The 22,338-nt window shown below is 74.4% G+C and carries 19 protein-coding genes; 13 read left to right on the top strand and 6 right to left on the bottom strand.

The annotated features are described in order from the left end of the window. The first annotated feature begins 73 nt into the window (after positions 1-73). Positions 74-1,531: an amidase gene (locus tag ACFYZS_RS08980; RefSeq protein ID WP_389008470.1), complete on the top strand. Its 1,458-nt coding sequence runs from the start codon at positions 74-76 to the stop codon at positions 1,529-1,531. Positions 1,532-1,589: 58 nt separating this feature from the next. Here the strand turns inward: ACFYZS_RS08980 and ACFYZS_RS08975 are convergent, their stop codons facing one another. Then, entirely contained in the window at positions 1,590-2,537 is a 948-nt protein-coding gene (locus tag ACFYZS_RS08975) for a DUF5937 family protein (RefSeq protein ID WP_389008844.1), read from the bottom strand. Between the two features lie 111 nt (positions 2,538-2,648). On the opposite strand from ACFYZS_RS08975, the gene ACFYZS_RS08970 reads away from it, so the two are divergent. Then, complete coding sequence (locus ACFYZS_RS08970) at positions 2,649-3,611, top strand: aldo/keto reductase (protein ID WP_389008467.1); 963 nt, start codon at positions 2,649-2,651, stop codon at positions 3,609-3,611. Positions 3,612-3,627: 16 nt separating this feature from the next. Here ACFYZS_RS08970 and ACFYZS_RS08965 read toward each other — a convergent pair whose 3' ends face one another. After that, on the bottom strand, positions 3,628-4,272 hold the full coding sequence (locus ACFYZS_RS08965; protein WP_389008464.1) for a hypothetical protein: 645 nt from the start codon (positions 4,270-4,272) through the stop codon (positions 3,628-3,630). 132 nt (positions 4,273-4,404) lie between these two features. Here ACFYZS_RS08965 and ACFYZS_RS08960 point away from each other — a divergent pair, with 132 nt between their 5' ends. The 9 genes from ACFYZS_RS08960 (at position 4,405) to ACFYZS_RS08920 (ending at position 11,910) form a co-directional block, all read left to right on the top strand. After that, positions 4,405-5,082, top strand: coding sequence for a response regulator transcription factor (locus ACFYZS_RS08960; RefSeq protein WP_389008461.1), 678 nt, complete (start codon positions 4,405-4,407; stop codon positions 5,080-5,082). A 133-nt stretch (positions 5,083-5,215) separates the two neighbouring features. Beyond that, the gene (locus tag ACFYZS_RS08955) at positions 5,216-6,565 is read left to right on the top strand and encodes an ATP-binding protein (RefSeq protein ID WP_389008841.1); all 1,350 of its coding nucleotides are present in this window, start codon (positions 5,216-5,218) and stop codon (positions 6,563-6,565) included. 170 nt (positions 6,566-6,735) lie between these two features. Further along, on the top strand, positions 6,736-6,963 hold the full coding sequence (locus ACFYZS_RS08950) for a hypothetical protein (RefSeq protein WP_389008459.1): 228 nt from the start codon (positions 6,736-6,738) through the stop codon (positions 6,961-6,963). After that, positions 6,960-7,886, top strand: coding sequence for a sigma-70 family RNA polymerase sigma factor (locus ACFYZS_RS08945; RefSeq protein WP_389008456.1), 927 nt, complete (start codon positions 6,960-6,962; stop codon positions 7,884-7,886). Before ACFYZS_RS08950 ends, ACFYZS_RS08945 begins: the two co-directional genes overlap by 4 nt. Beyond that, positions 7,870-8,652 carry a hypothetical protein gene (locus tag ACFYZS_RS08940; RefSeq protein WP_389008453.1) on the top strand — a complete coding sequence of 261 codons (783 nt, stop codon included), beginning with the start codon at positions 7,870-7,872 and terminating at the stop codon, positions 8,650-8,652. The genes ACFYZS_RS08945 and ACFYZS_RS08940 overlap by 17 nt, the downstream gene beginning before the upstream one ends. A gap of 99 nt (positions 8,653-8,751) precedes the next feature. Further along, positions 8,752-9,216 (top strand): GntR family transcriptional regulator, encoded by a 465-nt coding sequence (locus ACFYZS_RS08935; protein WP_389008450.1) that lies wholly within the window; start codon positions 8,752-8,754, stop codon positions 9,214-9,216. Continuing rightward, positions 9,213-10,145, top strand: a complete 933-nt coding sequence (locus tag ACFYZS_RS08930; protein WP_389008447.1) for an ABC transporter ATP-binding protein — start codon at positions 9,213-9,215, stop codon at positions 10,143-10,145. Before ACFYZS_RS08935 ends, ACFYZS_RS08930 begins: the two co-directional genes overlap by 4 nt. Then, positions 10,142-11,089, top strand: a complete 948-nt coding sequence (locus ACFYZS_RS08925; protein ID WP_389008444.1) for a transporter — start codon at positions 10,142-10,144, stop codon at positions 11,087-11,089. The genes ACFYZS_RS08930 and ACFYZS_RS08925 overlap by 4 nt, the downstream gene beginning before the upstream one ends. A gap of 47 nt (positions 11,090-11,136) precedes the next feature. Continuing rightward, positions 11,137-11,910, top strand: a complete 774-nt coding sequence (locus ACFYZS_RS08920) for a class I SAM-dependent methyltransferase (RefSeq protein ID WP_389008442.1) — start codon at positions 11,137-11,139, stop codon at positions 11,908-11,910. 71 nt (positions 11,911-11,981) lie between these two features. Here ACFYZS_RS08920 and ACFYZS_RS08915 read toward each other — a convergent pair whose 3' ends face one another. The 3 genes from ACFYZS_RS08915 to ACFYZS_RS08905 all read right to left on the bottom strand — a co-directional run bounded on the left by ACFYZS_RS08915 (position 11,982) and on the right by ACFYZS_RS08905 (position 17,856). Further along, positions 11,982-13,274: a serine hydrolase domain-containing protein gene (locus ACFYZS_RS08915; protein ID WP_389008439.1), complete on the bottom strand. Its 1,293-nt coding sequence runs from the start codon at positions 13,272-13,274 to the stop codon at positions 11,982-11,984. A 130-nt stretch (positions 13,275-13,404) separates the two neighbouring features. Continuing rightward, entirely contained in the window at positions 13,405-17,325 is a 3,921-nt protein-coding gene (locus ACFYZS_RS08910; RefSeq protein ID WP_389008436.1) for a helix-turn-helix domain-containing protein, read from the bottom strand. A gap of 174 nt (positions 17,326-17,499) precedes the next feature. Further along, positions 17,500-17,856 (bottom strand): hypothetical protein, encoded by a 357-nt coding sequence (locus ACFYZS_RS08905; protein ID WP_389008434.1) that lies wholly within the window; start codon positions 17,854-17,856, stop codon positions 17,500-17,502. A 352-nt stretch (positions 17,857-18,208) separates the two neighbouring features. Between ACFYZS_RS08905 and ACFYZS_RS08900 the strand changes: the two genes are divergently transcribed. Continuing rightward, on the top strand, positions 18,209-20,365 hold the full coding sequence (locus tag ACFYZS_RS08900; protein ID WP_389008431.1) for a SpoIIE family protein phosphatase: 2,157 nt from the start codon (positions 18,209-18,211) through the stop codon (positions 20,363-20,365). Between the two features lie 60 nt (positions 20,366-20,425). Next, positions 20,426-21,442 (top strand): endonuclease/exonuclease/phosphatase family protein, encoded by a 1,017-nt coding sequence (locus tag ACFYZS_RS08895; protein WP_389008428.1) that lies wholly within the window; start codon positions 20,426-20,428, stop codon positions 21,440-21,442. On the opposite strand, the gene ACFYZS_RS08890 is transcribed toward ACFYZS_RS08895, so the two are convergent. Beyond that, positions 21,411-22,280, bottom strand: coding sequence for a RimK family alpha-L-glutamate ligase (locus ACFYZS_RS08890; protein WP_389008425.1), 870 nt, complete (start codon positions 22,278-22,280; stop codon positions 21,411-21,413). The two genes, ACFYZS_RS08895 and ACFYZS_RS08890, sit on opposite strands and share 32 nt — an antisense overlap. Positions 22,281-22,338 lie beyond the last annotated feature (58 nt).

The raw sequence follows: 22,338 nt of genomic DNA, 5'->3' as shown, positions 1-22,338 counted from the left end.
CGTTACCGATCACCCCCAGGCGATACCGCTCGGTATCGGCTGGGACCTATCGGTAACGCAGGAGGGGAGCTCCGTGGAGCTGCACGAATACACCCGGTACGACGCGGTGGGACTGGCCGGGCTCGTGGCCGGGGGAGAGGTGACCGGGGCGGAGCTCGCCCGGGCGGCGCGGGAGGCGATGGCGGCCGTGAACCCGCGGATCAACGCCGTCGTGGAGAGCTGGCCCGCCGAAGACGCCCCCGTCCCGGGCAGCACCCCGCTCGCGGGTGTGCCGTTCCTCATCAAGGACCTGGCCGTGTCCATGAAGGGCAAGCGCGTCGAGTCGGGCAGCCGCCTCGCCGCGGGCAACGTGGCAGGGGAGGACTCCTTCCTGATGCGGAGGTTCCGCCGGGCGGGTCTGGTGACGCTGGGCCGCACCGCCACGCCCGAATTCGCGTACAGCACCACCACGGAGCCGGTCCTGTACGGCGCCACCCGCAACCCCTGGGACCTCACCCGGACACCGGGCGGCTCCAGCGGCGGGGCCGCCGCGGCCGTCGCCGCCGGCATGACTCCCCTCGCGCACGCCACGGATGCGGCGGGATCGATCCGGGTGCCGGCCGCGAGCACCGGGCTGTTCGGGCTCAAGCCCACCCGGGGCCGGGTCTCCCTGGGCCCGGAGGCCGACGAGGTGTTCAACGGCCTCGCGGTGCACGGCGGGCTCAGCCGAACCGTGCGGGACAGCGCAGCCCTGCTCGACCTGATCCACGGCCCGGAGACCGGCGACCCCTACTTCGCGGAGCGCCCGCGCCGCCCGTACAGCGAAGAGATCACGAAGGAACCCGGCCGCCTGCACATCGGGCTGGTCACCGCCCCCTGGAGCGGGCGCGCCGTGGAACCGGCCGTCGCCGAGGCCGCCCTGGCCGCCGCCCGGCTGCTGGAATCACTCGGCCACCGGGTCGACGTCACCACCGTGGACCTCGGCGTGAGCTGGGAGGAGTTCGTCCTCGCCAACGCCCGGCTGTGGTCCGCGAACCTCGTGCAGTGGATCGACGGCTTCGCCGCGGCGTCCGGCCGCCCCGTGGACGAGTCCACCGTCGAGCCCGAGATGCTGGCGAGCCACGCGTGGGGACTCAAGGTGAGCGGAGCGGAGTTCGTGCACGCCCTCGGCGTGCGCAACCGGGTCGCCCGCTCGATCGGAGCCCACTTCGAGACCCAGGACCTGGTGCTGACACCCACCCTCCCCGAGGTGCCGGTGCCCCTGGGCACCTACGGCCGGGGCGCGCGGAACACCGACGGGCTGGGCTGGCTGGAGCACCTGTTTCACCGCTCGCCGTTCACCGCCGCCTTCAACGTCGCCGGCACGCCCGCGATGTCGGTGCCGCTCGGGTTCGACCCGGCCACCGCCATGCCGATCGGCGTCCAGTTCGCCGCGGGCTACGGACGCGAGGACGTGCTGTTCCGGCTCGCCGCGCAACTGGAGAAGGCCGCGCCCTGGGCGGCCCGCAAGCCCCCCGTATGGGCGGGCGCGGCACACGGTGGCGGGTCCTAGGGGGTGTCCGCAAAGGAGCGCCGTGCGCCGCGGGGCAGGCGGACTTTGCGGACACCCCCTAGGGGGCGCCGAGCAGCGTCTCGGCGACCGCGGTGCGGGCGTACAGCACCGAGCGGCCCGCCCGGTGCGCGCTGACCAGGCCCGCGTCGCGCAGCGCCGTCAGGTTCTGGGACACCCCGGCCGCCGACAGCCCCGTACGCCGGGCCAGTTCGGTGGTGGAGGCCGGGGCCTCCAGCTCCGTCAGCAGCAGGGTCCGCGAACGGCCGAGCACCGCGGCGACGGCCTCCGCCTTCGCGGTCGGCGGCCGCGACGCCCACAACGCGCCCACCCCGCGTGCCGGGTACGCGATCTGCGGCGGATCCGGCGGGGTCATCCGGGTCAGCAGGCCCGGCCCGAGGAAGGCCGAGGGCACCAGCAGCAGCCCCCGGCCCGCCATCTCCCGGGTCAGCGGCCGGGTGCGGCGCACCAGGCTCAGCGCGTTCTCGTCCCAGCGCACCGCGCTGTGCAGCTCGTTGATGACCTGGCCCGCGCCCTGCTCGGCGGCCTGCCGGGCCCGGTGGAAGACGTCGGCCTCCAGCACGGCGCGGATCCGCGCCCAGTACGGGGCGAGCGCCAGCTTCCAGTACGCCTCGACCTCCTGAGCCAGCCGCGGCAGGCGGGCCGGAGGGTCCGCGTACAGGGCGCGGGCGCGCGGGCCGAGCGCGTCCTGGTGGTGGCGCAGGTGGTCGAGATTGCGGCGCACCGTTTCCGCGGGCGCCGCCACGAGCCCCGCCAGCTCCGCCGCGAGGACGGGCGCCGGTCCGGCGGGAGCGGGGTTCAGGAAATGCGGCACGTACTTCGAGGACGGGATCAGCTCGGCGAGCCAGCCCCGGTCCAGTCCGGCGGCCGCCAGCCGCGGCCGCACCTGCTCCGCCCAGGGCCGGTACACGGGGGAAACGGCGCCGTCGTTCAGCAGCCGCCGGAAGCTGGTCACCACCTCCCAGAGCGGCGAGACGGCGAACCGCATCTGTGCCAGATCACCCGCCGAGAATGCCAACTCCGCCAGCAGGACCACCCCTTGGATTCAGCCATATCCGAATCAATGGCCCCGACCCTATCGCGCGCAGATCATTCCGGCATGACCTCCACCACCCCTGTGACCTCCACCGCCCCCGTGACCTCCACGACCCCCGTGACCTCGCGGGCCGTCACCGCCGCGGCATCCGGCACCTGGCAGCTCGGCGACCTCGAAGTGAACCGCCTCGGCTTCGGCGCGATGCGCCTGACCCAGGACGGTCCGGCCTTCGCCCCGGGCGCGGCCCCCGGCGAGCGCGGCCGGGCGATCGGCGTCCTGCGCCGCGCCGTCGAACTCGGCGTGAACCACATCGACACCGCCGCCTTCTACTTCTCCCCGCTGCGCTCGGCGAACGAGCTGATCAACACGGCGCTGGCCCCCTACCCGGACGACCTCGTCATCACCACCAAGGTCGGCCCCGGCCGGTCCCTTTCGGGGGAGTTCCTGCCGCACGCCACCCCCGGGCAGCTGCGCGGACAGGTCGAGGAGAACCTGCGCCAGCTCGGCCGCGACCACCTCGACGTGGTGAACCTGCGCATCGTCGGGACCGATTCGATCGCCGAGCGCTTCGGAGCCCTGGCCGAGCTGCGCGAGGCCGGACTGATCCGCCACCTCGGCCTGTCCAACATCAGGCCCCACCATCTCGCCGAAGCCCGGGCCATCGCGCCGGTGGTCTGCGTACAGAACATGTACGGGCTCGGCGCCGGCGCCGAGTGGGAGGCCGCCTTCCTCCACACCTGCGGGGAGCAGGGGATCGCGTACGTGCCGTTCTACTCGATCGCGGGCACGGGACGCGAGGCGGGCACGGGCGGCGCCGAGCACCCGGACGTGCTCGCCGTGGCCCGCGCCCACGGGGTGGGCGCCGCGGAGATCCGGCTGGCCTGGACCCTGCACCAGGAGCCGCACGTCCTGGCCATCCCCGGCACCGGGAACCCGGACCACCTCACCGCCAACGTGGCCGCGGGCTCCCTGCGCCTGTCCGCCGAGGACCTCGCCCTCCTGGGCTCGGTCGGCGGGACCGCCTGACGGCCGGGGTGCGCGGTCAGCGGGGACCGGCCGGCCCCTTCCCGACGACGGTGTTGCCGGTGATCGCGCCGTCGGCGCCGGCCAGCGTCACGGCGTGCCGGACCCCGTCCGTGCCGAGGACGACGGCCAGCCAGGCGCTGCCGCCGCCCTGCTGGGCCACGGTCCGCAGCGATTCGAGCTTGCCGCCCTCCACGGCGGCCGTCGCCTTCTCCACGGCCTGGGCCGCCGACAGGGCGGGCAGCGGCGCCGGGGCACCCTTGGCGGAGCCGCCCGCCCGGCCGCCGCCCGGACCGCGGCCCACCGCCGACTTGCCGCCGGGGAAGTCCCGGTCGCCGTCGACGACCTCGGGCTCGCCGCCCTTGCGCGCCATCGGGCCCGGCCGGCCCTCCATCGGCCCCTCGCCGGGGCCGTGCGCGCGGACCTTGGCGGCGAAACCGCCCCGCACGTGCTCGTGGTGGTCGTGCTCGGCCACCGCCACCGCGGCCAGCCCGCCGCCGATCACGACGACCGCCCCGAGGGCCACCCATCTCGTACGCCCCTCACGGGCCAGCCGGACCAGCCGGCCGCGGCGTCCCGCCGCCGCACCGCCCGCGTCGGCCGCGGTCTTGGCCTCGCCCGGCTCGGCGGGCGGCTCGGCGGGCTGGGGACTGGACTGAGTCATCGACATGCTCCTCGCGTTCTCCGGGCTCGCTGCCCGGCTGGGCAGATCGTGCGCGCCGGATGCTGAAGCTCTGCTGAAGCCGGCTGAAGACCTCTTCAGCAAGCGGCCGACGCGACCTGAGAACCTGTCCCCATGCGCGTACTGGTGGTCGAGGACGAACGGCGGCTCGCCGCTGCCCTCCAGCGGGGTCTGCAGGCGGAGGGCTTCACCGTGGACGTCGCCCACGACGGCCCGCAAGGCCTGTGGCTGGCCGGCGAGCACGACTACGACGCCATCGTGCTCGACATCATGCTGCCCGGACTCAACGGCTACCGGGTCTGCGCCCGGCTGCGCGCCAGCGGCTGCGAGTCGGGCATCCTGATGCTCACCGCCAAGGACGGGGAGTACGACGAGGCCGAGGCCCTCGACACCGGCGCGGACGACTTCCTCTCCAAGCCGTTCTCCTACGTGGTCCTCGTCGCCCGGCTGCGGGCCCTCGTCCGGCGCACCGGCCGCCGCAGCCCGCAGATCATGGAGTTCGGCGACCTGGTGATCGACCCGGCCGGGCTCCGGTGCACGCGGGGCGGCACCGAGGCCCGTCTGACCTCGCGAGAGTTCGCGGTCCTGGTGTACCTGGCCAGGCGGGCCGGGGAGGTCGTCCCCAAGCGGGAGATACTGGAGCACGTCTGGGACGCGGCCTACGAGGGCGACCTCAACGTCGTCGAGGTCCATGTCAGCGCCCTGCGCCGGAAGATCGACGCACCCTTCGGCCGGGCCGCCGTGGAGACCGTCCGCGGGGCGGGCTACCGGCTGGCGGCCGACGGTGGCTGAACGGAGCACCGGCAGCGCCGCGGCCCCCCTCCCCGGCCGTCTCCCCGGCCGCCTCGCCCGACGCGTGCGCGGCCGGATCCGCGACCTCGCGCGGAGCCCTCGCCCGAAGACCGCACGCGAGCAGGCGCGCCGTCTGCGCCCCGGCTCCGTCCGCGCCCGGGCCACGCTCGGCGCCTCCCTGGTGGTGGCCCTGGCCCTCGGCGCCGCGTCCTTCGCCCTGGTCGGGATCCTGGACGGCAACCTGATGCGGGACGCCCAGGCCGCCGCCGAACGCCAAGCCCTCTCCACGGCCGGGCTGGTGGCCGCGGGCCGGTTCGACACCGTCGTGACCCCCGGGCGCGGAACCGATTTCGTCCAGGTCGTCGACGCCCGGGGCCGGGTGCTGGCGGCGAGCCCCAACCTGGCCGGCCGTCCCGCCCTCACCCCGGCCCGCCCGGGCAGGCCCGGCACGGTCCGCGACACCTGGAAGGAGGGTCCGGCGCGCGGCGACCGCCGCCACCGCGTCGTCCAGGTCACCACCGTCACCGCGGACGGGCTGGTCACCGTGTACGCGGGGACCTCCCTGCGGGAGGCCGACACCGCCGACGACGTCATCACCGGCGTGCTCGCCGTCGTGGTCCCGCTGCTCGTGCTCACCGTGGCCCTGGTGACCTGGCGGGTGACCGGCTGGGCGCTGCGGCCCGTGGAGGCGATCCGCGCCGAGGTCGCCGCGATCGGCGACCGCGATCTGCACCGGCGGGTCCCGGTGCCCCGGAGCCGGGACGAGATCGCCCGGCTCGCCGTCACCATGAACGCCACCCTGGACCGGCTGGAAGCGGCCGGGATCCGCCAGCGCCGGTTCATCGCCGACGCCTCGCACGAGCTGCGCAGCCCGATCACCGTGCTCCGCACCCAGCTCGAGGTGGCCCAGGCCCACCCCGACCCGGCGCTCTGGGGCGAGCTGGTCAGCGGGGCCCTGGAGGACACCGTACGACTGCAGGACCTCGCCGCCGACCTGCTCCTGCTGGCCCGCCTGGACACCGGGGAGGCGCCGCCGGACGCCGCGGTCGACCTGGCGGACGTGGCCCGGGAGGCGGCCCGTTCGCGCCGCCGGGACCGGATCCCCGTCGACATGGAGATCGCACCGGAGGCCGTCGTGCGCGGCAGCACGCTGTGGCTCTCCCGGCTCGTCACCAACCTGCTGGACAACGCCCAACGCCACGCGGACCGGCGGGTCCGGCTCGTCCTGCGGGTCGACGGACCCCGGCGCACCGCCGTGCTGGAGGTCCGCGACGACGGGCCGGGCATCGCGGCCGCCGACCGGGAGCGGGTCTTCGAGCGGTTCACCCGCCTCGACGACGCCCGCAGCCGGGACGAGGGAGGCACCGGCCTGGGTCTGGCGATAGCCCGAGACATCGCCACCCGCCTGGGCGGATCCCTCACGGTCGAGGACGCCCCGGCCGGTGCCCGGCTGGTGGCCAGGCTGCCCCTGGGACTTGACTGAAGAGGGGCGGACACCGGGTTCTGAATGTTCCCCGTTCTGCTTTTTTCGCACCTGTCCAACTCTGTTCACTCCATGCTTGCTTCGGCTCCTGAAGGGGGGCGTGGCAACGCCATGAGCCGCAACGCGAACAGACACCAACCAGGGCGCAAAAGCAGCCAGAGGACGGCGCGATGAAGAACAACCGGATGATCGTCACCGTGGTGGCGCTCTTAGCGATCTTCGCCTTCAGCGTGGTGATGGTGGTGGCGGGACAGCCCGTCGCGGCCGTCACCGCCCTGATCCCGTCGATCGCACTGGGCGTGCAGCAGATCGTGCAGGCGGGCACCGGGGTGGCCGAGAGCCGCCGCGAGCGGGCCGCCGCACAGCTGCCCGACCGGGACGAGGAGCCGCGGGGATGAACCTCCACTCGGCACCCCAGGACCTCCCCCGGGGCCGGCGAGGCAAGCCCGGCCGGCCGCTGGGACCCATCGCCGAAGGCACCGGACCGGCGCACCGCGCCTGGCTGGAGCCGCTGCGCGACGCCATCCACGGCAGGGGAGTGACCCTGGACGAGCTCCAGGCCCGCACCGGCCGGGACAAGGGGCACATCTCCGAGCTGCTGCGGGCCGTCGGACGCTACCCCCGCTGGGTCTTCGTCCGTACGGTGCTCCTCGCGCTCGAGCGGCCCGGCCTGCCGTACGACACGATGCGGCTGCGCTGGGTGATCGCCGCCCAGGACCTCGGCAAGCGCACCTCCTGGATCAAGGACTGCCTCCACGAGGGCGGCGCCCGCCACCGCACCGCGAGCGCCTCGGCCCCGCTGGACTTCCGGGCCTTCCAGCAGATGCACCGGCCGCACTACACCAGCTACGCCTCGGCCTTCCTGCGCCGGGCCGGCCTGGTCGAGAAGGCGGTCGACGACGTCTTCACGCTCCTGCTGATGCTGTGGCACGACGCGCTCGCCAGCGAGAACCCCGAGCGGTTCGCGTGGCCGATGCTGCGCCAGACCGTGCTCGAACGCGCCCCGAAGGAGAACGGCCGGCCCTCCCTCGTCGAGGCCGCCTTCGACACGGTCGCCCTCGACCTCGCCCCCGACCAGATCGGGCAGGTCGCGGAGTCGATGGCCCTGTTCCGGGCCATCGGGGAGCTCGCGCCGATGCAGCGGGACGTCATCGTCCTGCTGTACCTGTGCGGGCTCGAGGACGCCCGGGCGGCGGACGAGCTGGGCGTCTCCCCGGCCTCCGTACGGTCCACCGCGCGGCACGCCAAACGCAACCTGCACGCCGCCCTGTACCCGGACACCACCACCGAGGAGGAGGTCTCCGGTGACCTCGACTATTGACCAACTGCTGGCCCGAGCACGCCTCCACGCCACCTCGGAGGCGCCCGCCGACATCGCGGACGGCGGCGGCGCACCGCACCACCGGGCGGGCCCCCGGCCACCCGGCGCGGCGGGTCAACCGCAGAAGGACATGCGGGGAGCCGCCCGCGACCTCCGTGCCCTGTGCGAGACGGCCGTCGCGGGCACCGCCGTCACCGCGCTCGGCGACTTCCTCACCCACAAGCTGCCCCAGCCCTCCGGGGCCCGCGTCCTGGGCTGCATCCTGCTGCTCACCGACGCCGAGGACTCCGCCCGCTTCTGGTGGCAGTACGCCGCCGGCGCCGGGGACTCGATCGCCTCGTACTGCCTGTACCTCCACCACCTCGCGCTCGGGGAGAACCACGAGGCCGTCTGGTGGCGCCGCCAGACGGCGCCGGCCGCCACCGCCCAGGCGGTGCACGCACCGGAGGCGACCGACGCGGCCACGGTGGTCTTCGACGGCGCGGAGCGCGACCTCGCCGCCGACGCGAGCCTGCCCACCACCCTGCGCGTGCTGCGGGCGCTGCGGCCCGGCGGCGCGGGGGCCAAGCGCGGCGCCGGCACCGTCAAGGCCGTCATGGAGTACGTCTCGGCCGCCGTCAGCTACGTCGACGACGACCTCGAACTCCCGCTTCCCGACCCGGACTTCACCGACCGCATCCGCGACCTCACCGCCGCGCCCACCCGCGCCCAGAAGCCGGGCCCCCGCACTCCGCCCACGCTCCCGGCCCGGCTGCGGACCACCTGACCGGGCGCGGCCGACGCCGCGGCGCGGGAGAAGGATTTGACGGACCGTGATCCCGCGTCACATCATTCCACTAAGGCATTAGTGGAATGAGGCAGGCGCATGATCGAGTTTCAGGTGGACCGGCACAGCGGTGTCGCCACGTACCTGCAGCTCGTGAACCAGGTGAAGCAGGCGCTCCGACTGGGCGTACTGGAACCGGGGGACCGGCTGCCGACCGCCAGGGCCGTGGTGGAAGCCACCGCGATCAACCCCAACACCGTGCTCAAGGCCTATCGCGAGCTGGAGCGCGAGGGACTCGTCGAACCGCGCCCGGGACAGGGCACGTTCGTCACCCGCTCGCTCTCCCGCCCCGAGGCGGCGGCCGATTCACCGCTGCGCGCGGACCTCGTCGACTGGGTGACCCGCGCACATGCCGCCGGGCTGGGCCGCGAGGACGTCCTGGCGCTCGTCGAGGCGGCGCTCGCCGAGGCGGCGGCGCGGCCGCGGGGAGCGGCGAGGCCAGGGGGAGCGGAGCGGTCCACACGGGCCGGCACGCAACGACCGTCACGAGAGGACACCACGTGAACGACCCGACCGCCGAACCGGCGCTCCGGGCAACCGCGATGGGGCAGCGGTTCCGGGGGAACCGCGCCCTGCACGACTGCGATTTCGAACTGCCGGCGGGCCGGATCTCCGCGCTCGTCGGCCCCAACGGGGCCGGAAAGAGCACGCTGTTCCACCTCGCGACCGGCCTGTTGCGGCCCACCACCGGTGAGATACGGGTCTTCGGCGCCCTCCCCGGCACCCGGGACGCCCGCACCCGGACGGCCTTCGTCAGCCAGGACAAGCCGCTCTACCCGCAGTTCACCGTCGCGGAGATGCTGGCCGTGGGCCGCAGGCTCAGCCCGCGCCGCTGGAACCAGGCGAAGGCCGAGCGCATCGTCGGCGAGGGCGGCATCCCACCGAAGACCAGGATCGGCACCCTCTCCGGAGGCAAGCGCACCCGCGTCGCCCTCGCCCTGGCCCTCGGCAAGCAGGCCGACCTGCTCCTGCTGGACGAGCCGCTCGCCGACCTCGACCCGCTGGTGCGCCACGAGATGACGGGCCTGCTCATGGCCGAGGTCGCCGACCGCGGGACCACCGTCGTGATCTCCTCGCACGTCCTCCCCGAGCTGGAGAACGTCTGCGACCACGTCCTGCTCCTGCAGGCCGGCCTGATCCGCCTCGCCGGCGACACCCAGGACCTGCGGGAGGAATACACCCTGCTCACCGGCCGCGCCGAACCCGGCACCCCGGACGGCCTGCCGCGCGGCGCCGACCGCGCAGCCGTCGTCCACGCCACCACGACCGGCCGCCAGTTGTCCGCGCTCGTGCGCAACGCCCCCGGCGCCGCCCTCCCGTCGGGGGTCGACGAGCGCTGGATCACCAGGGCTCCCTCCCTCGAAGAACTCCTGCTCGCCCACCTGCGCTCCGATCCCCGGAGCGCCGCACCCACGACGGAGGCCGCGGCATGACGGGCACCCTGTGGCTCGCCTGGCGCCAGCAGCGCCTGCTCATCATCACCGGAGCCCTGCTCGTCACCGCCCTCGCGCTCTGGGTCGCCCTGCGGCGGGCGGATCTGATCGAGGCCATCAGCGGCTACGACCTCTCGCAGTGCAAGGGCTGGAACGGCGAATGCCCGCCCGAGACCTACGAGGCCATGTCCGAGAGCAACGCGGGCATCCGCACCCTGGGGGCCATCGGCCTCGTCCTCCCCGCGGCCATCGGCATGTTCTGGGGAGCCCCGCTCATCGGCCGCGAGCTGGAGAGCGGCACGATCAAGGTCGTCCTCACCCAGGACGCAGGCGTGCGCGGCTGGTTCACGGCCCGCTTCGGCCTCGCGGCGCTCTGCGCCGTCGCCCTGTCCACCGCCGTCGCCGGCCTCATCGCCTGGTGGTGGGCGCCGATCTCCAACATGTACGACGGGGTGTACTGGCACGACCCGTACATCCTCAACGCGTCCGGCCCCTCGGCCGTGGCGGGCGCCCTGTTCGCCCTGGCGGCAGGCACCGCGATCGGCCTGCTGGTCCGCCGTACGCTCCCCGCGATGGGCGCGACCCTCGCCGTGGTGCTCGGCGCCGCCGCCGTACTGACCTTCTTCCGCCGGGACTTCGTCACCCCGGTCGACCGGATCACCCCCGGGATGCAGCCCAAGCAGCTCATCGGCAGCGCCTGGTCGGCGGGATACCGCTACCTCACCCCCGACGGGGCCCAGCACCCGCTGGAGAACTGTCTGTTCTCCGGCGAGCGGCTGCGCCAGTGCATGGACGAGCACGGCTTCGTGGGCCGGGTCCACAAGGTGTACCCCAGCTCCGACTTCTGGACCTTCCAGGGGATCGACACCACGGTCTACCTGCTCCTCGCCCTGGCACTCGTCACGCTGACGGCCATCCGGCTGCGCGGCCGCCGCCTCGGCTGAGCGCGGCAGCCCGGCCCTTTCGACCGCTCCTTCCGGAGGAACCTCCCATGGCAACCAAGAAGAACCTCGTCGCCAACCGCACCACCCTCACCCACAAGGTCCGCTACGCGGCACGCAACCCCGCGCGCATCGGCCCGTACGTCCGCCGGGCCGCCCGCGACAGCTGGCTGCGGCTCAAGCACCCCGACCACGTGGGCTACTACCGGGCGGTCATGGCCTCCGACACCGCCCGCAACCCGGAGGCCGCCGTCGGCAGCCAGACCCACGACCGGTGGCTGGCCCTCGGCAAGATGCAGTTCGACTACCTCGTGGAGCACGGCCTCGCCCCGCACCACACGATGCTGGACATCGGCTGCGGCAACCTGCGCGCCGGGTGGCGGTTCATCGAGCACCTCGACCCCGGCCACTACTACGGGATCGACATCTCGCCCGACATCCTCATATCCGCCAAGCAGACGCTGGCCCGCCAGGAGCTCCAGGGCAAGCTGCCCCACCTCACGCTCACCCAGGACCTCACACTGGACTTCCTGCCCGACGCGTACTTCGACGTCGTGCACGCCCACAGCGTGTTCTCCCACTCGCCGATCGAGATCATCGAGGAGTGCTTCGCCCACGTCGGACGCATCCTCGCGCCGGGCGGCCACTTCGACTTCACCTTCGACCGCACCGAGGGAACCGAGCACCAGGTCCTGCGGGAGGACTTCTACTACCGCACCCAGACCCTCGTCGACCTCGCGGCCCGGCACGGACTGAAGGCCCGGTTCATGGAGGACTGGGAGCGCTTCGGCCACGGCCAGTCCAAGATCCGCGTCACGGCCTGAACCGCGGCAGCGCCCGGGTCACGGCCGGTGCCGCCCGGTGGTTCTCCACCGGGCGGCACCGGCCGTGGGCATCAGCGCGAGCCGTGCTCCGGCAGGTCCTGCTCGGCCGGGGCCGCGGTCAGCGCCGGGAGCAGTGCGAAGCCGCGCTGGGCGGGGGCCGCCGCGGGGGCCCCCGCCGGGGCCTTCTTCCCGCAGAACGCGCCTTCGAGCGTGCCGCCCAGGGCCGTGTTCGCCGCGCCCTTGTTCGAGGTGTTCGCCACCGCGGCCAGGCTGCGCTTCCCGTCACGGGTGGCGAAGGCGTACGTGTAGAAGCCCTGCACCGTGCCGGTGTGCCCGTACACCGAGGTACCGCACGACAGGTCGTAGCGGCGCAGGCCGAGCCCGTAGAAGCGGGAGTTCGCGGTGTCCGTCGGGGTCATGGTGAGCATGGCGTCCAGCATGGCCGGCTTCAGCAGCTTGCCGCCGAGCAGCGCGGACATGAAGGTGTTCAGGTCGGCCGCGTTCGAGATCATCGCACCCGCCGACTGCGCCCAGGACACCGTCTGCTCGGTGGAGTCGACCAGAGGCGCCCCCGCCTCGTCCGGGTGCAGGTAGCCGTGCAGGTGCGCTCCCTTGATCTCCGTCGAGGGGTGGACGTACGAGGTGTTCTTCAGCTTCAGCGGCTTGATGATGCGGCGCTCGTACTCCTTGGCCACGCCGTGCCCGGTGGCCTTCTCGATGAGCATGCCGACGACCACGAAGTTGGTGTTGGAGTACTGGTACGAGACGCCCGGCTCGGTCGTGCGCGGCTCGCGCAGCGAGAGGGCGACCAGCTCCTGGTAGGTGAAGACCTTGTTGCGGACGGCCTCGAAGCCGGGCACGGTCTTGTCGAACATCGCGTTCGTGTAGTCCGACAGCCCGCTGCGGTGGGTCATCAGGTGACGGACCGTGATCCGGTCGTCGGGCAGCAGGCCGGGCAGGTACTGGTTGACCGGGGCGTCCAGGCTGATCTTGCCCTCGTCCACCAGCTGGAGCAGGACGACGCTGGAGAACGTCTTGGTGACGCTGCCGATCCGGAAGCGGCCGTTGACGTCCATGGCCGCGCCCGTGGTCCGGTCCTGGACGCCGACCGCGCTGGTCAGCGGCGCACCGGAACCGGTGATGCGGACCATGGCACCGGGCGCCCCGACCGCGGTGGTGTTCTTCAACGCCTGCGTCACGGCCTCCATGTCGGGCTTCGGCGCGGGCGCGGCGGTGCTCTGCGCCGCCGCCGGGGCGGAGAGCGGGTTCGCGACCGCGTGGGCGGCGGTCGCCGGCACCACGCCGGCCACGACGGCGAGCAGGGCGGCACTGAGAGTCAGGCGTCGGTCGGAAGGCAGGCGCACGGTGTTCCTCAACTACGGGATGACGGAAAGGGTTTCGCTGTCGCAGTCGCGAACTCGCCGCCGCGGGGCGGTCAAGTCCGCGGGCTGTGATCGTACGTGGCCACCGGGCGCCGCCGGCGCACCCGGCGCGTCAGAAGGTGCAGGCAGGGGCGCTTTTCAGCCACTCGGTGCCCGCGCGCAGCCGGCAGGTCTCCGCCAGCCGCGCGCCCGGATCCGGGTTCCACAGCCGCACCGTGCCGTCGTTGCTGCTGCTGGCCACCGTCCGCCCGTCGGGGGAGAACGCCACGCCCCACACCGCGCTCGTGTGGCCCGTCAGCGCGGCCCACAGGCGTCTGCCGGCCACTTCCCACAGCCGCACCGTACGGTCGTTGCCGCTGCTGGCCAGCCACCGCCCGTCGGGCGAGAAGGCGATGGCCCGGACGGAACCGGTGTGGCCCGGCAGCACGGCTTCGGCCCCGGCCCCGAACCGCCGGGCGTCCCACAGGCGTACGGTGCCGTCGTTGCCGCTGCTCGCCAGCGTCCGCCCGTCCGGACTGAAGGCGACGGCCCGTACCGCGCCCGCGTGACCGGTCAGCGTGGCCAGCGACCGCCGCCCGGGGACGTCCCACAGACGTACGGTCAGATCGTCGCCGGCGCTCGCGAGCGTGCGGCCGTCCGGGCTGAACGCCACGTCGTTCGCGAAGTCCGTGTGCCCGGTGAGCGTGGCCAGGGCGGTACGGGAGGCCACGTCCCAGAGCCGGACCGTCCCGTCGGAACCGGCCGAGGCCAGCAGCCGCCCGTCCGGGGAGAACGCGACCGCGTACACGATCCCGCCGTGCCCGGTGAGCGTGGTCAGGGCGGTACGGGAGGCCACGTCCCAGAGCCGCACCGTCCCGTCCGAGCCGGCGGAGGCCAGCAGCCGCCCGTCCGGGGAGAACGCGACCGAGAACACCGTCCCGGCGTGGCCCGCGAGCGTTCCGACCGCCCGCCGCCCGGCCACCTCCCACAGCAGCACCGAGTGATCGGCGTCCGCGGTGGCCAGCAGCTTCCCGTCCGGGCTGTACGCGGCGTGCCAGACCTCCGTGAACGGACGCGGGGTCAGCACCGGTCCGCGCAGGTCCCAGAGCACCACCGACTGGTCGAAGGCCGCGGTCGCCAGCAACGCGCCCCCGGGGTCCACCGCGACCCCGAGCACGTAGTCGGTGTGCCCGGCCAGCGTCGCGACCGGCCGGCCGCTGCGCACGTCCCACAGCCGGGTGGTGCCGTCGCCGCCCCCGCTGACGACCGTGGCGCCGTCGGGCGTGTAGGCGACGGCGTTGATGTCGTCGTTGTGCCCGGTCAGCGCCGCCGTCGCACGGCGTTCGGCCACGTCCCACAGCCGCAGCGTCCGGTCGACGCCCCCGGAGGCCACCGTCCGCCCGTCGGGCGCGAACGCCACCCCCAGCACCTCGGCGGTGTGCCCCGCGAGGACGGCGAGCTGACGGCCCGCCACCGGATCCCACAGCCGCACGGTCTGGTCGGCGCCCGCCGACACCAGCGTCCTGCCGTCCGGCGCGTACGCCAGCGCGTCGACCCTCCCGGTGTGGCCGGTCAGCTCGGTGGCGGCCGACCCGGCGCCCGTGGGATCGCACAGCCGGACCGTCCCGTCGGCACCCGCGACGGCCAGCGTGCGCCCGTCGGGCGCGAAGGCCACGGCCCTGGCGTCCGTCGTCCGCGCGGGGAGTACCGCGACACCGTGCCCGTCCGTGTCCCACACCCGGACCGGACCTTCCGTGGACGTCGCCGCGAGCATCCGCCCGTCGGGCCCGAACGCGATCGCGCGCACCCGGCCCGGCATCGTCAGGGTGCGCGTCGTCCGCCGGTCTGCGACCCGCCGCAGCAGGACCCTGCCGTCAAAACCGGCGCTCGCCAGCAGCCCGTTCCCGCTCCCCGGGGCGAACGCCACCGCGTTGACCGGGCCGCCGTGCCCGCCGAGCCGCGCGAGGAACGGCTGGGACTGCGTGCTCAGCAGCGCACCCCGCGACTCGGGGTTCGCCTCCGTGCGGTACGCCTCCTGCGCGAGCCGCATCGAGGCCTCGGGCCGGCCGGCGGCGAGGGCGGTGGACCGGGCGGCGAGGGCCTGCGCCCGGGCGGTGCGCTCCTGGCCGAGCGCGCCCGCCCGCTGCTGGTACGCCACCGCCCCGGCGGTCAGGGCCAGGACCAGCAGGACGCCGAGCAGGGCCAGCATCCGCTGCCGGAGCCGGACCTGGCGCCGGGCCTGCGCCTGCCGGGCCTCCTCCGCCTCCCGGCTCGCGCTCAGGAAGGCCGCCTCCCGGGGGCCGAGCCGGCTGCGGCCGTCGAGTTCCTCGGCCCGGGCGCGGGCGGCCTCCAGCCGGCTCCCGCGGTACAGGACGGATGGATCGCGGCCCTCGCGCTCCCACTCCTCGGCGGCGTGGGCCAGTTGCCGGTGGACCAGCAGCCCGTCCCGGTCGGCGTGGATCCAGCCGCGCAGCCGCGGCCAGGCGTGCAGCAGGGCCTCGTGGGTGATCTCGACGGTGTCGCTGTCCATCGTGATCAGCCGGGCCCGGACGAACGCGTCGAGGGCGGCCGCCGCGCCGTCGGCCTCGGCGAGCTGCTCCATCAGCTCGGTGCGGGCCATGCGCCGGCGCGTCGTGCCCGCGCCGTCGGCGACGTGGACCAGGGCCACGAGGACGCGGCGGATCGTCCGCTGCTCCTGCGGGTACAGCCGGGCGAACACGCTCTCGGCGGTGTGCGCGACCGCGCCCTGGATGCCTCCCGTGTCCTCGTACCCGGCCACGGTCAAGGTGGTTCCGGTACGCCGCTGCCAGGTGGCCATCAGCGCGTGGGACACCAGCGGCAGCGCACCCGACGGCGTGTCACCCGGCCCGGCTGCCGGGGCCGCGGCGGCCGCCGCGGGCTCCTCCCGCAAGCCGGCGTCGCGCAGCAGCAGTTGGACCAGGCCCGGTTCGAGGGTGAGCCCCGCGAGCTCCGCCGGACGCGTGATCGACTCGCGCAGCTCGGCCAGGGACATCGGAGGGAGGACGAACAGCCCCTCGGTGCAGGCCGCGGCCAGTTCGGGCAGGTCCAGGCAGCTGCCGGTGAAGTCGGCCCGGACGCCGAGCACCACGACGGCCGGGTCGTACCCGCTCGGCCCGGCCCCCGGCGACGCCTCGGCCGTGGCCAGGGTGCACAGGACGTGGACGAAGGCGCGCCACTCGTCCACGTCGGAGCAGAGGGTGAAAAGTTCCTCGAACTGGTCGACGAGCAATACCGGCCGTACGCAGGACGGCCGTCCCTCCCCGGATCCGTCCGGGGCGGCGTCCGCCGGCCCCCGGACGGCTTCGAGCAGCAGCCGAGGGTGCTCGCGCAGCTCCCGTACGGTGATGCCGAGATCACCGCCCAGCACCTTCGCGGTGCGGTCCAGCAGCTCCTGGAGCGGGTGCGCGGTCGGGGTGAACCGGATGACGGGCCACTCGTCGGCGCCCGCCATCGGGAACCCGCCGGTGCGCCGCAGGGCCGGTACGAGACCGGCGCTGAGCAGGGAGGACTTGCCCGCCCCCGACCGCCCGACGAGCACCAGCGGGCCGCCGCCGATCCGGTCGAAGACCCGCTCGACCAGGGCGGCGGTCACCCGGTCGCGACCGAAGAACCAGCCCGCGTCGCGCGAGGTGAACGCGGCGAGGCCGCGGTAGGGGCACTCGCCCGCCGACTGCGACTGCGACTGCGACTGCCCGGCCGGGGCGGCGGTACGGGGCTTCGGCACCTCGGCCTCCGGGACCAGTTGGAGCAGGGCGCCCCCGGCCTGGAGCACCTGGTCGCAACGGAGGGCGACATCCTGGGTGACGCGCTTGGCGCCGGTCTCGATCTTGCTCAGGTAGCCCTTGCTGTAGTGCGTACGACGGGCCAGGTCGGCCAGGGACAGACCGCGCTGCACCCGCAGCCGCCGCAACTGGGCGGGAAAGGCCGCGGCGGCCGCGCCCCTTGCGCCGGCGCCGGCTCCGGCGGCGCCGGATGAATCGGGCTCGTGATCGGTGTGGTGATCGGTGTCGCGTCCGCGGTCCGGGTCCCCCACGGCATCCCCCATGGCACAGCACGCCCAGGTCGTGAGATGGAACGTCCCAGGCTACCGCGGGGGTCGGGCGGTGGAACGCGCGTCGGTTCGGCGTGGCGGAATACGCGCGGTACAGCGGCCTTCCGGGGCCGCCGGGGGAGCGGCGGACCCGGAAGACCACGAACGGGTGCCCGGTTACGGGCGATTGAGGGTGATGGAGTTGACGGGCCCGAGGTCGGCGTAGACGCCCGTGCCCTGGGCGATGGGGGATCCGCAGCCCTTGCCGTCGTAGCCGGTGCACAGGCTCGCGGTGGCTCCGCCGTACTGGTTGTTGAGGACCCAGTGGCGGCCGTACTGGTTGCTCAGGTTGTGGGCTCCGTAGCTCGTGAAGATGTGGCTCGGCTTGACGGCCGGGTTCTGGTCCTGCGGGTAGATGCAGACCGACCCGTACGGACAGCCGGCCCAGTCGTCGGCGGGCCTGGCGTCGGCCGCGCCGCTCAGTGCCACGACGGCCGCCGCGGCGGTGGCGAGCGCGGCGGTGGCGCGGATCATCTTGCGCATCATGTCCCCCTGTTGGGTTGCCTCGGTGTTGACGCCGGGAGGCGGGGCGTCGTGTCGTCCCGACGTCCCGGCGTGCTGACGCCTTCAGCCTTGCCCGGTGGGCCGCGGGGGTCGACGGGTTTCCCGTCGCCCATCGCCGGGCCCGACCGGGAAACCCTTCCCGACCTGCCCGGACATCGGAGCGAGGGCAACCGTCACGGGTGGTCACCGGCCGGCTCCCGTCCGGCGCCGTGATGTCCTCTTCCCCGATGGCGGGCAGAATTGAGGGGGCAGCCCGTGTCCGCCGTGCGGGCGCCGGTCAGCCACGCGCGCGAGCGAGACGCGCGCAGAAGGGGGCCTGCCGATGGCATGGGACCGGCTGGGGGGCGCGGACGACCCCGGCCCGATCCGGTCCGAACCGGGGTCCTTGCTGGAACACGTGGTGGTGGCGGTCTTCGGCATCGACGACGAGGACCGGGTCTGCTACTGGGGCCCCGGCGCGCAGAACCTCTTCGGCCACGAGGCCGCATCGGTGCTGACCCGGCCCGCGGCCCTCCTCTTCCCCGATCCGGCCCCCGGCGAGGGCCTCGACGCCGCCCCCGACGAGGCCCCCGACCATGCTCCCCGTGCCGGAGCCGCCTCCCGGCTCGCCGAGCGCGCCCGGACCCTCGGCTACTGGCGCGTACGGCTGCCCGCGCTCCATCGGGACGGCACGGTCTTCGACTGCGGCTTCCGGGTCTTCCCGATGACCGGGGCCACCGGTGCCTCCGTGGTCATCGGGCTGGCGAGCCGGGGCGACGAACTGGACCGGGTCAAGACCAACCTGTCCTTCCTCGACTCCCTCTTCGAGACCTGCCCGATCGGCCTGGTCATGCTGGACGAGGAGCTGCGCTACGTCCACCTCAACCAGGCCCTGGCCGACATGGACGGGGTCCCGCTCGAGGAGCACCTGGGCCGCCGCATGGCCGACATCATGATCACCGCGGACGGCGGGGAGTACCAGCGCATGCTGCGGTCCGTCTTCGAGGAGGGCCGGACCGTGATCGGCACCCTCGTGGGCCTGCGCACACCGGGCCGCCCCGACCGCGACCAGGTGCGCTCGGTCAGCTTCTTCCCGCTCACCGGCGCGGGCGACACCCGGCGCGGGGTGGGCGGACTGCTGCTGGACGTCACCGACCGCGAGCGGGCCATCCTGGAGGCCACGGCAGCCCGGCAGCGCCTGGCCCTCCTCGACCGGGCGGCGGCCGGCATCGGCACCACCCTGGACCTGAACACCACGGCGCGCGAGCTGGTCGAGGCGGTCGTCCCGGAGTTCTGCGACGCCTCGGTCGTCGAACTCGTGGAGTGGATGGACGAGACGGAGGCGTTCGACCCCGCGCTGCCGGTGCACACCCGCCGGATCGCCTCCGGCACCACCCTCCCCGAGCCCGCCGTGGAACTCGTGAGCGGCCTGGCGGAGGTCACGTACCCGCCGGGCTCCAACACGCACCAGATGCTGAGCACCGGCCGTCCGCTCTGCTTCACGGTCGACCAGGACTTCGCGACCCGCACCGTCGTCCACCAGCAGCGCGCCCAGCTGCTCCTGGACAGCGGGCTGACCTGCATCCTCATGGCACCGCTCATCGCCCGCGGCACGGTGCAGGGCATCGCCATGTTCGGCCGCTCCGCCGCCCGCCCGGCCTTCGCCGAGGCGGACCTCGGCCTCGCCGGCGAACTGGCCTCCCGGGCCGCGCTGTGCCTGGACAACGCCCGGCTGTACGGCAAGGTCCGGGACATCGCGCTCACGCTGCAGCGGGCCCTGCTGCCCAGCGCCCCCGCGGCGGGCCCGTACGTGGACATCAGCCACCGCTACCTGCCCGGCAGCCGCGGCACCGAGGTCGGCGGCGACTGGTACGACGCGATCACCTTGGCCGACGACCGGGTGGCCCTCGTCGTCGGTGACGTGATGGGCCACGGCGTGCCCGCCGCCGCGGCCATGGGCCGGCTGCGGATCACAGCGAAGACGCTGGCCCGGCACACCGCCGAACCCGCCGCCCTGCTCCAGGAACTCGACGCCTGCGCCCAGGAGGCCGGGATCGAGTGGGCGACCTTCCTCTACCTCCTGTACGACCCGCACACCGGCCGCGCCACCATCGCCAACGCCGGCCACCCGCCGCCCCTGGTGCGGCACCGGGACGGGAGCGTGCACACCGTCGGCGACGTGCTCGGCGTCCCGCTCGGGGTGGGCGGCGTCCCGTACCGGTCGGTCGAGGTCGAGATCCCCGAGGGCGCGACCGTGGCCCTCTACACCGACGGCCTCGTCGAGGCCCGGGGCCAGGACATCGACGCCGGCATCGAGGCACTGCGCGCCCAGCTGCGCGCGCCGCTCGGCTCGTTGGAGGAGGGGGTCGACCGGATCCTCGCCAACCTGCTGCCCGACACGGCGACCGACGACACGGTCCTGGTCCTCGCCAGGGTCGGCGCGGTCCCCGGCCGCCCGCCGGGCCCGGGAACCGGATCACCGCCCCGGGCGTCGTCGTAGCGTGCGGCTCGGCAAGCAGAGCGCCGCGCGGGATGCGGGGCCGATCGGGGGCAGGGGCGCGTGGGCGAGCAGGGGGCGGGGCGGGGGGCCGGCCGGTGGCGCCGGCGTTGGCGGCGTCCTGAGCAGTGGTCGTGGCGCGGGCGGGGGCGCGTCCTCGCGGGGCTCGCGGTCCTCGCCGCCTGCCTGCAGGCCTTCCACGGTGCGGTGCCCGACGGGCTGCCGGGCCGTCCCGGCAGCCTGCTCGAAACGTTCCTGCCGTGGCTGGGCCCGGCCGCCCCGGTCCTCGCGGCCCTGGCGCTGCTGCGCCGCTCGGCCGTGGCCGCGCTCGCGGCGCTGCTGCCCGCCGCCGCCTGGCTCGGCCTCTTCGGCGGCCACCTGCTCCCCTGCGGGGACGGGGCATCAGATCTCCTCGCCGTCCAGCACAACGTCAGCGACGAGAACCCCGATCCGGCGGGCACCGCGCGCGCCCTGGCCGCCGCCGGCGCCGATCTCCTCGCGCTGGAGGAGCTGACGCCCGCCGCCCTGCCGACGTACGCCGCGGTGCTGGCGCCGCGGTACCCCTACCACGCGGTGGTGGGGACGGTGGGACTCTGGTCGAAGCACCCGCTCGCGGACGTGCGGCCGGTGGACATCAGGCCGACCGGCGTGGGGGAGGGCTGGGACCGCGGACTGCGCGCCACCGCCCGCACCCCGCGGGGCGAAGTCGCCGTGTACGTGGCGCACCTGCCCTCCCTGCGCCTCAGCCCGGCGCACGGGTTCGGATCCGCACGCCGGGACGAGAGCGCCGTACTGCTCGGCGCCGCGATCGCGGCCGAGCCGACGGAGCCGCTGATCCTGCTCGGGGACCTCAACGGCACCGTGGACGACCGCGGGCTGGACCCGGTGACCTCGCGCATGGACCCGCCGAGCCGGGACTTCGCGTTCAGCTGGCCCGCTTCGCTGCCGCTGGCCCGGATCGACCAGGTACTGACCCGCTCGGCGAGCGTCACGCGGATCAGGTCTTTGCCGGCGACGGGCAGCGACCACCTGCCCGTCGCCGCCCGCATCAGCCGGCGCGATCGAGGACCAGGTCGGTGAAGCGCCGCAGCCCGTGCTCGCCGTGGCCCATGAAGAGGTTGGGTTCCACGAGCTCGAGCTCCATCACGACCGGCGCCCCGTCGTCCGCGGTCGCGATGTCCACGCGCGCGTACAGCAGGGCCCGCGATCCCGGTACGGCCGCCAGCGCGGCCCCGGCCAGGGCCAGTTCTGCCGCCGACGGCCGGTACGGCACCAGATCCGGATGCGGCACGCGGTCGTTGTCGACGGTCCCGACGTCGGTCAGCACCGGCCCCTTGCGTATCGCGTGGCTGAAGGCCCCGCCGAGGAAGACGAGTGCCCGTTCGCCCTCGTCGATCCGCGACAGGTACGGCTGCACCATCGCGGTCGCTCCGGCCGCGTGGAGTGCCGCGACGTGCCCGGCCGCCGCCTCGTGGTGCTTCTGCGCGTAGCGCGCGGTGTCGCGGGCGCCGGCCGAGACGGTCGGCTTGACGACGAACTGGCCCTCCCCGGGCAGGACGAGGGCCTCGCCGGGGGCGATGAAACGGGTCGGCACCACGGGGACCCCGCTGTCGGCGAGCTCCCGGAGGTAGCGCTTGTCGGTGTTCCAGCGCACCAGAGCGGCCGGATTGTCGAGCCGCGTCGCACCCTGCACCGCGTCGGCCCAGGCCAGGTACTCCGGCCGCCGCGCGGCGTAGTCCCAGGTGGACCTGATGACCACGGCGGCGCACCCCGACCAGTCGAAGTCCCGGGCGTCCCAGGGCGCGGCCACGGCGTCGACCCCGCGGGCGCGCAGCGCCTCGATCATCAGCGGCAGGTCGGCGTCCCAGGCCAGGCCCGGCTCCGAGGTGGCCAGGGCGATCCGTGCGGTGCCGGCCATCAGTGGCTCCCCTCGGCCGCCGGCAGTCCGAACTCCAGCGGCGCGTCGGTGGTGTTGA

This window comes from Streptomyces sp. NPDC001903 (genome assembly GCF_042891345.1).
Lineage (GTDB): Bacteria > Actinomycetota > Actinomycetes > Streptomycetales > Streptomycetaceae > Streptomyces.
The sequence above is the reverse complement of the archived record's forward strand: the minus strand, read 5'-3'. Positions and strand labels throughout refer to the sequence as shown.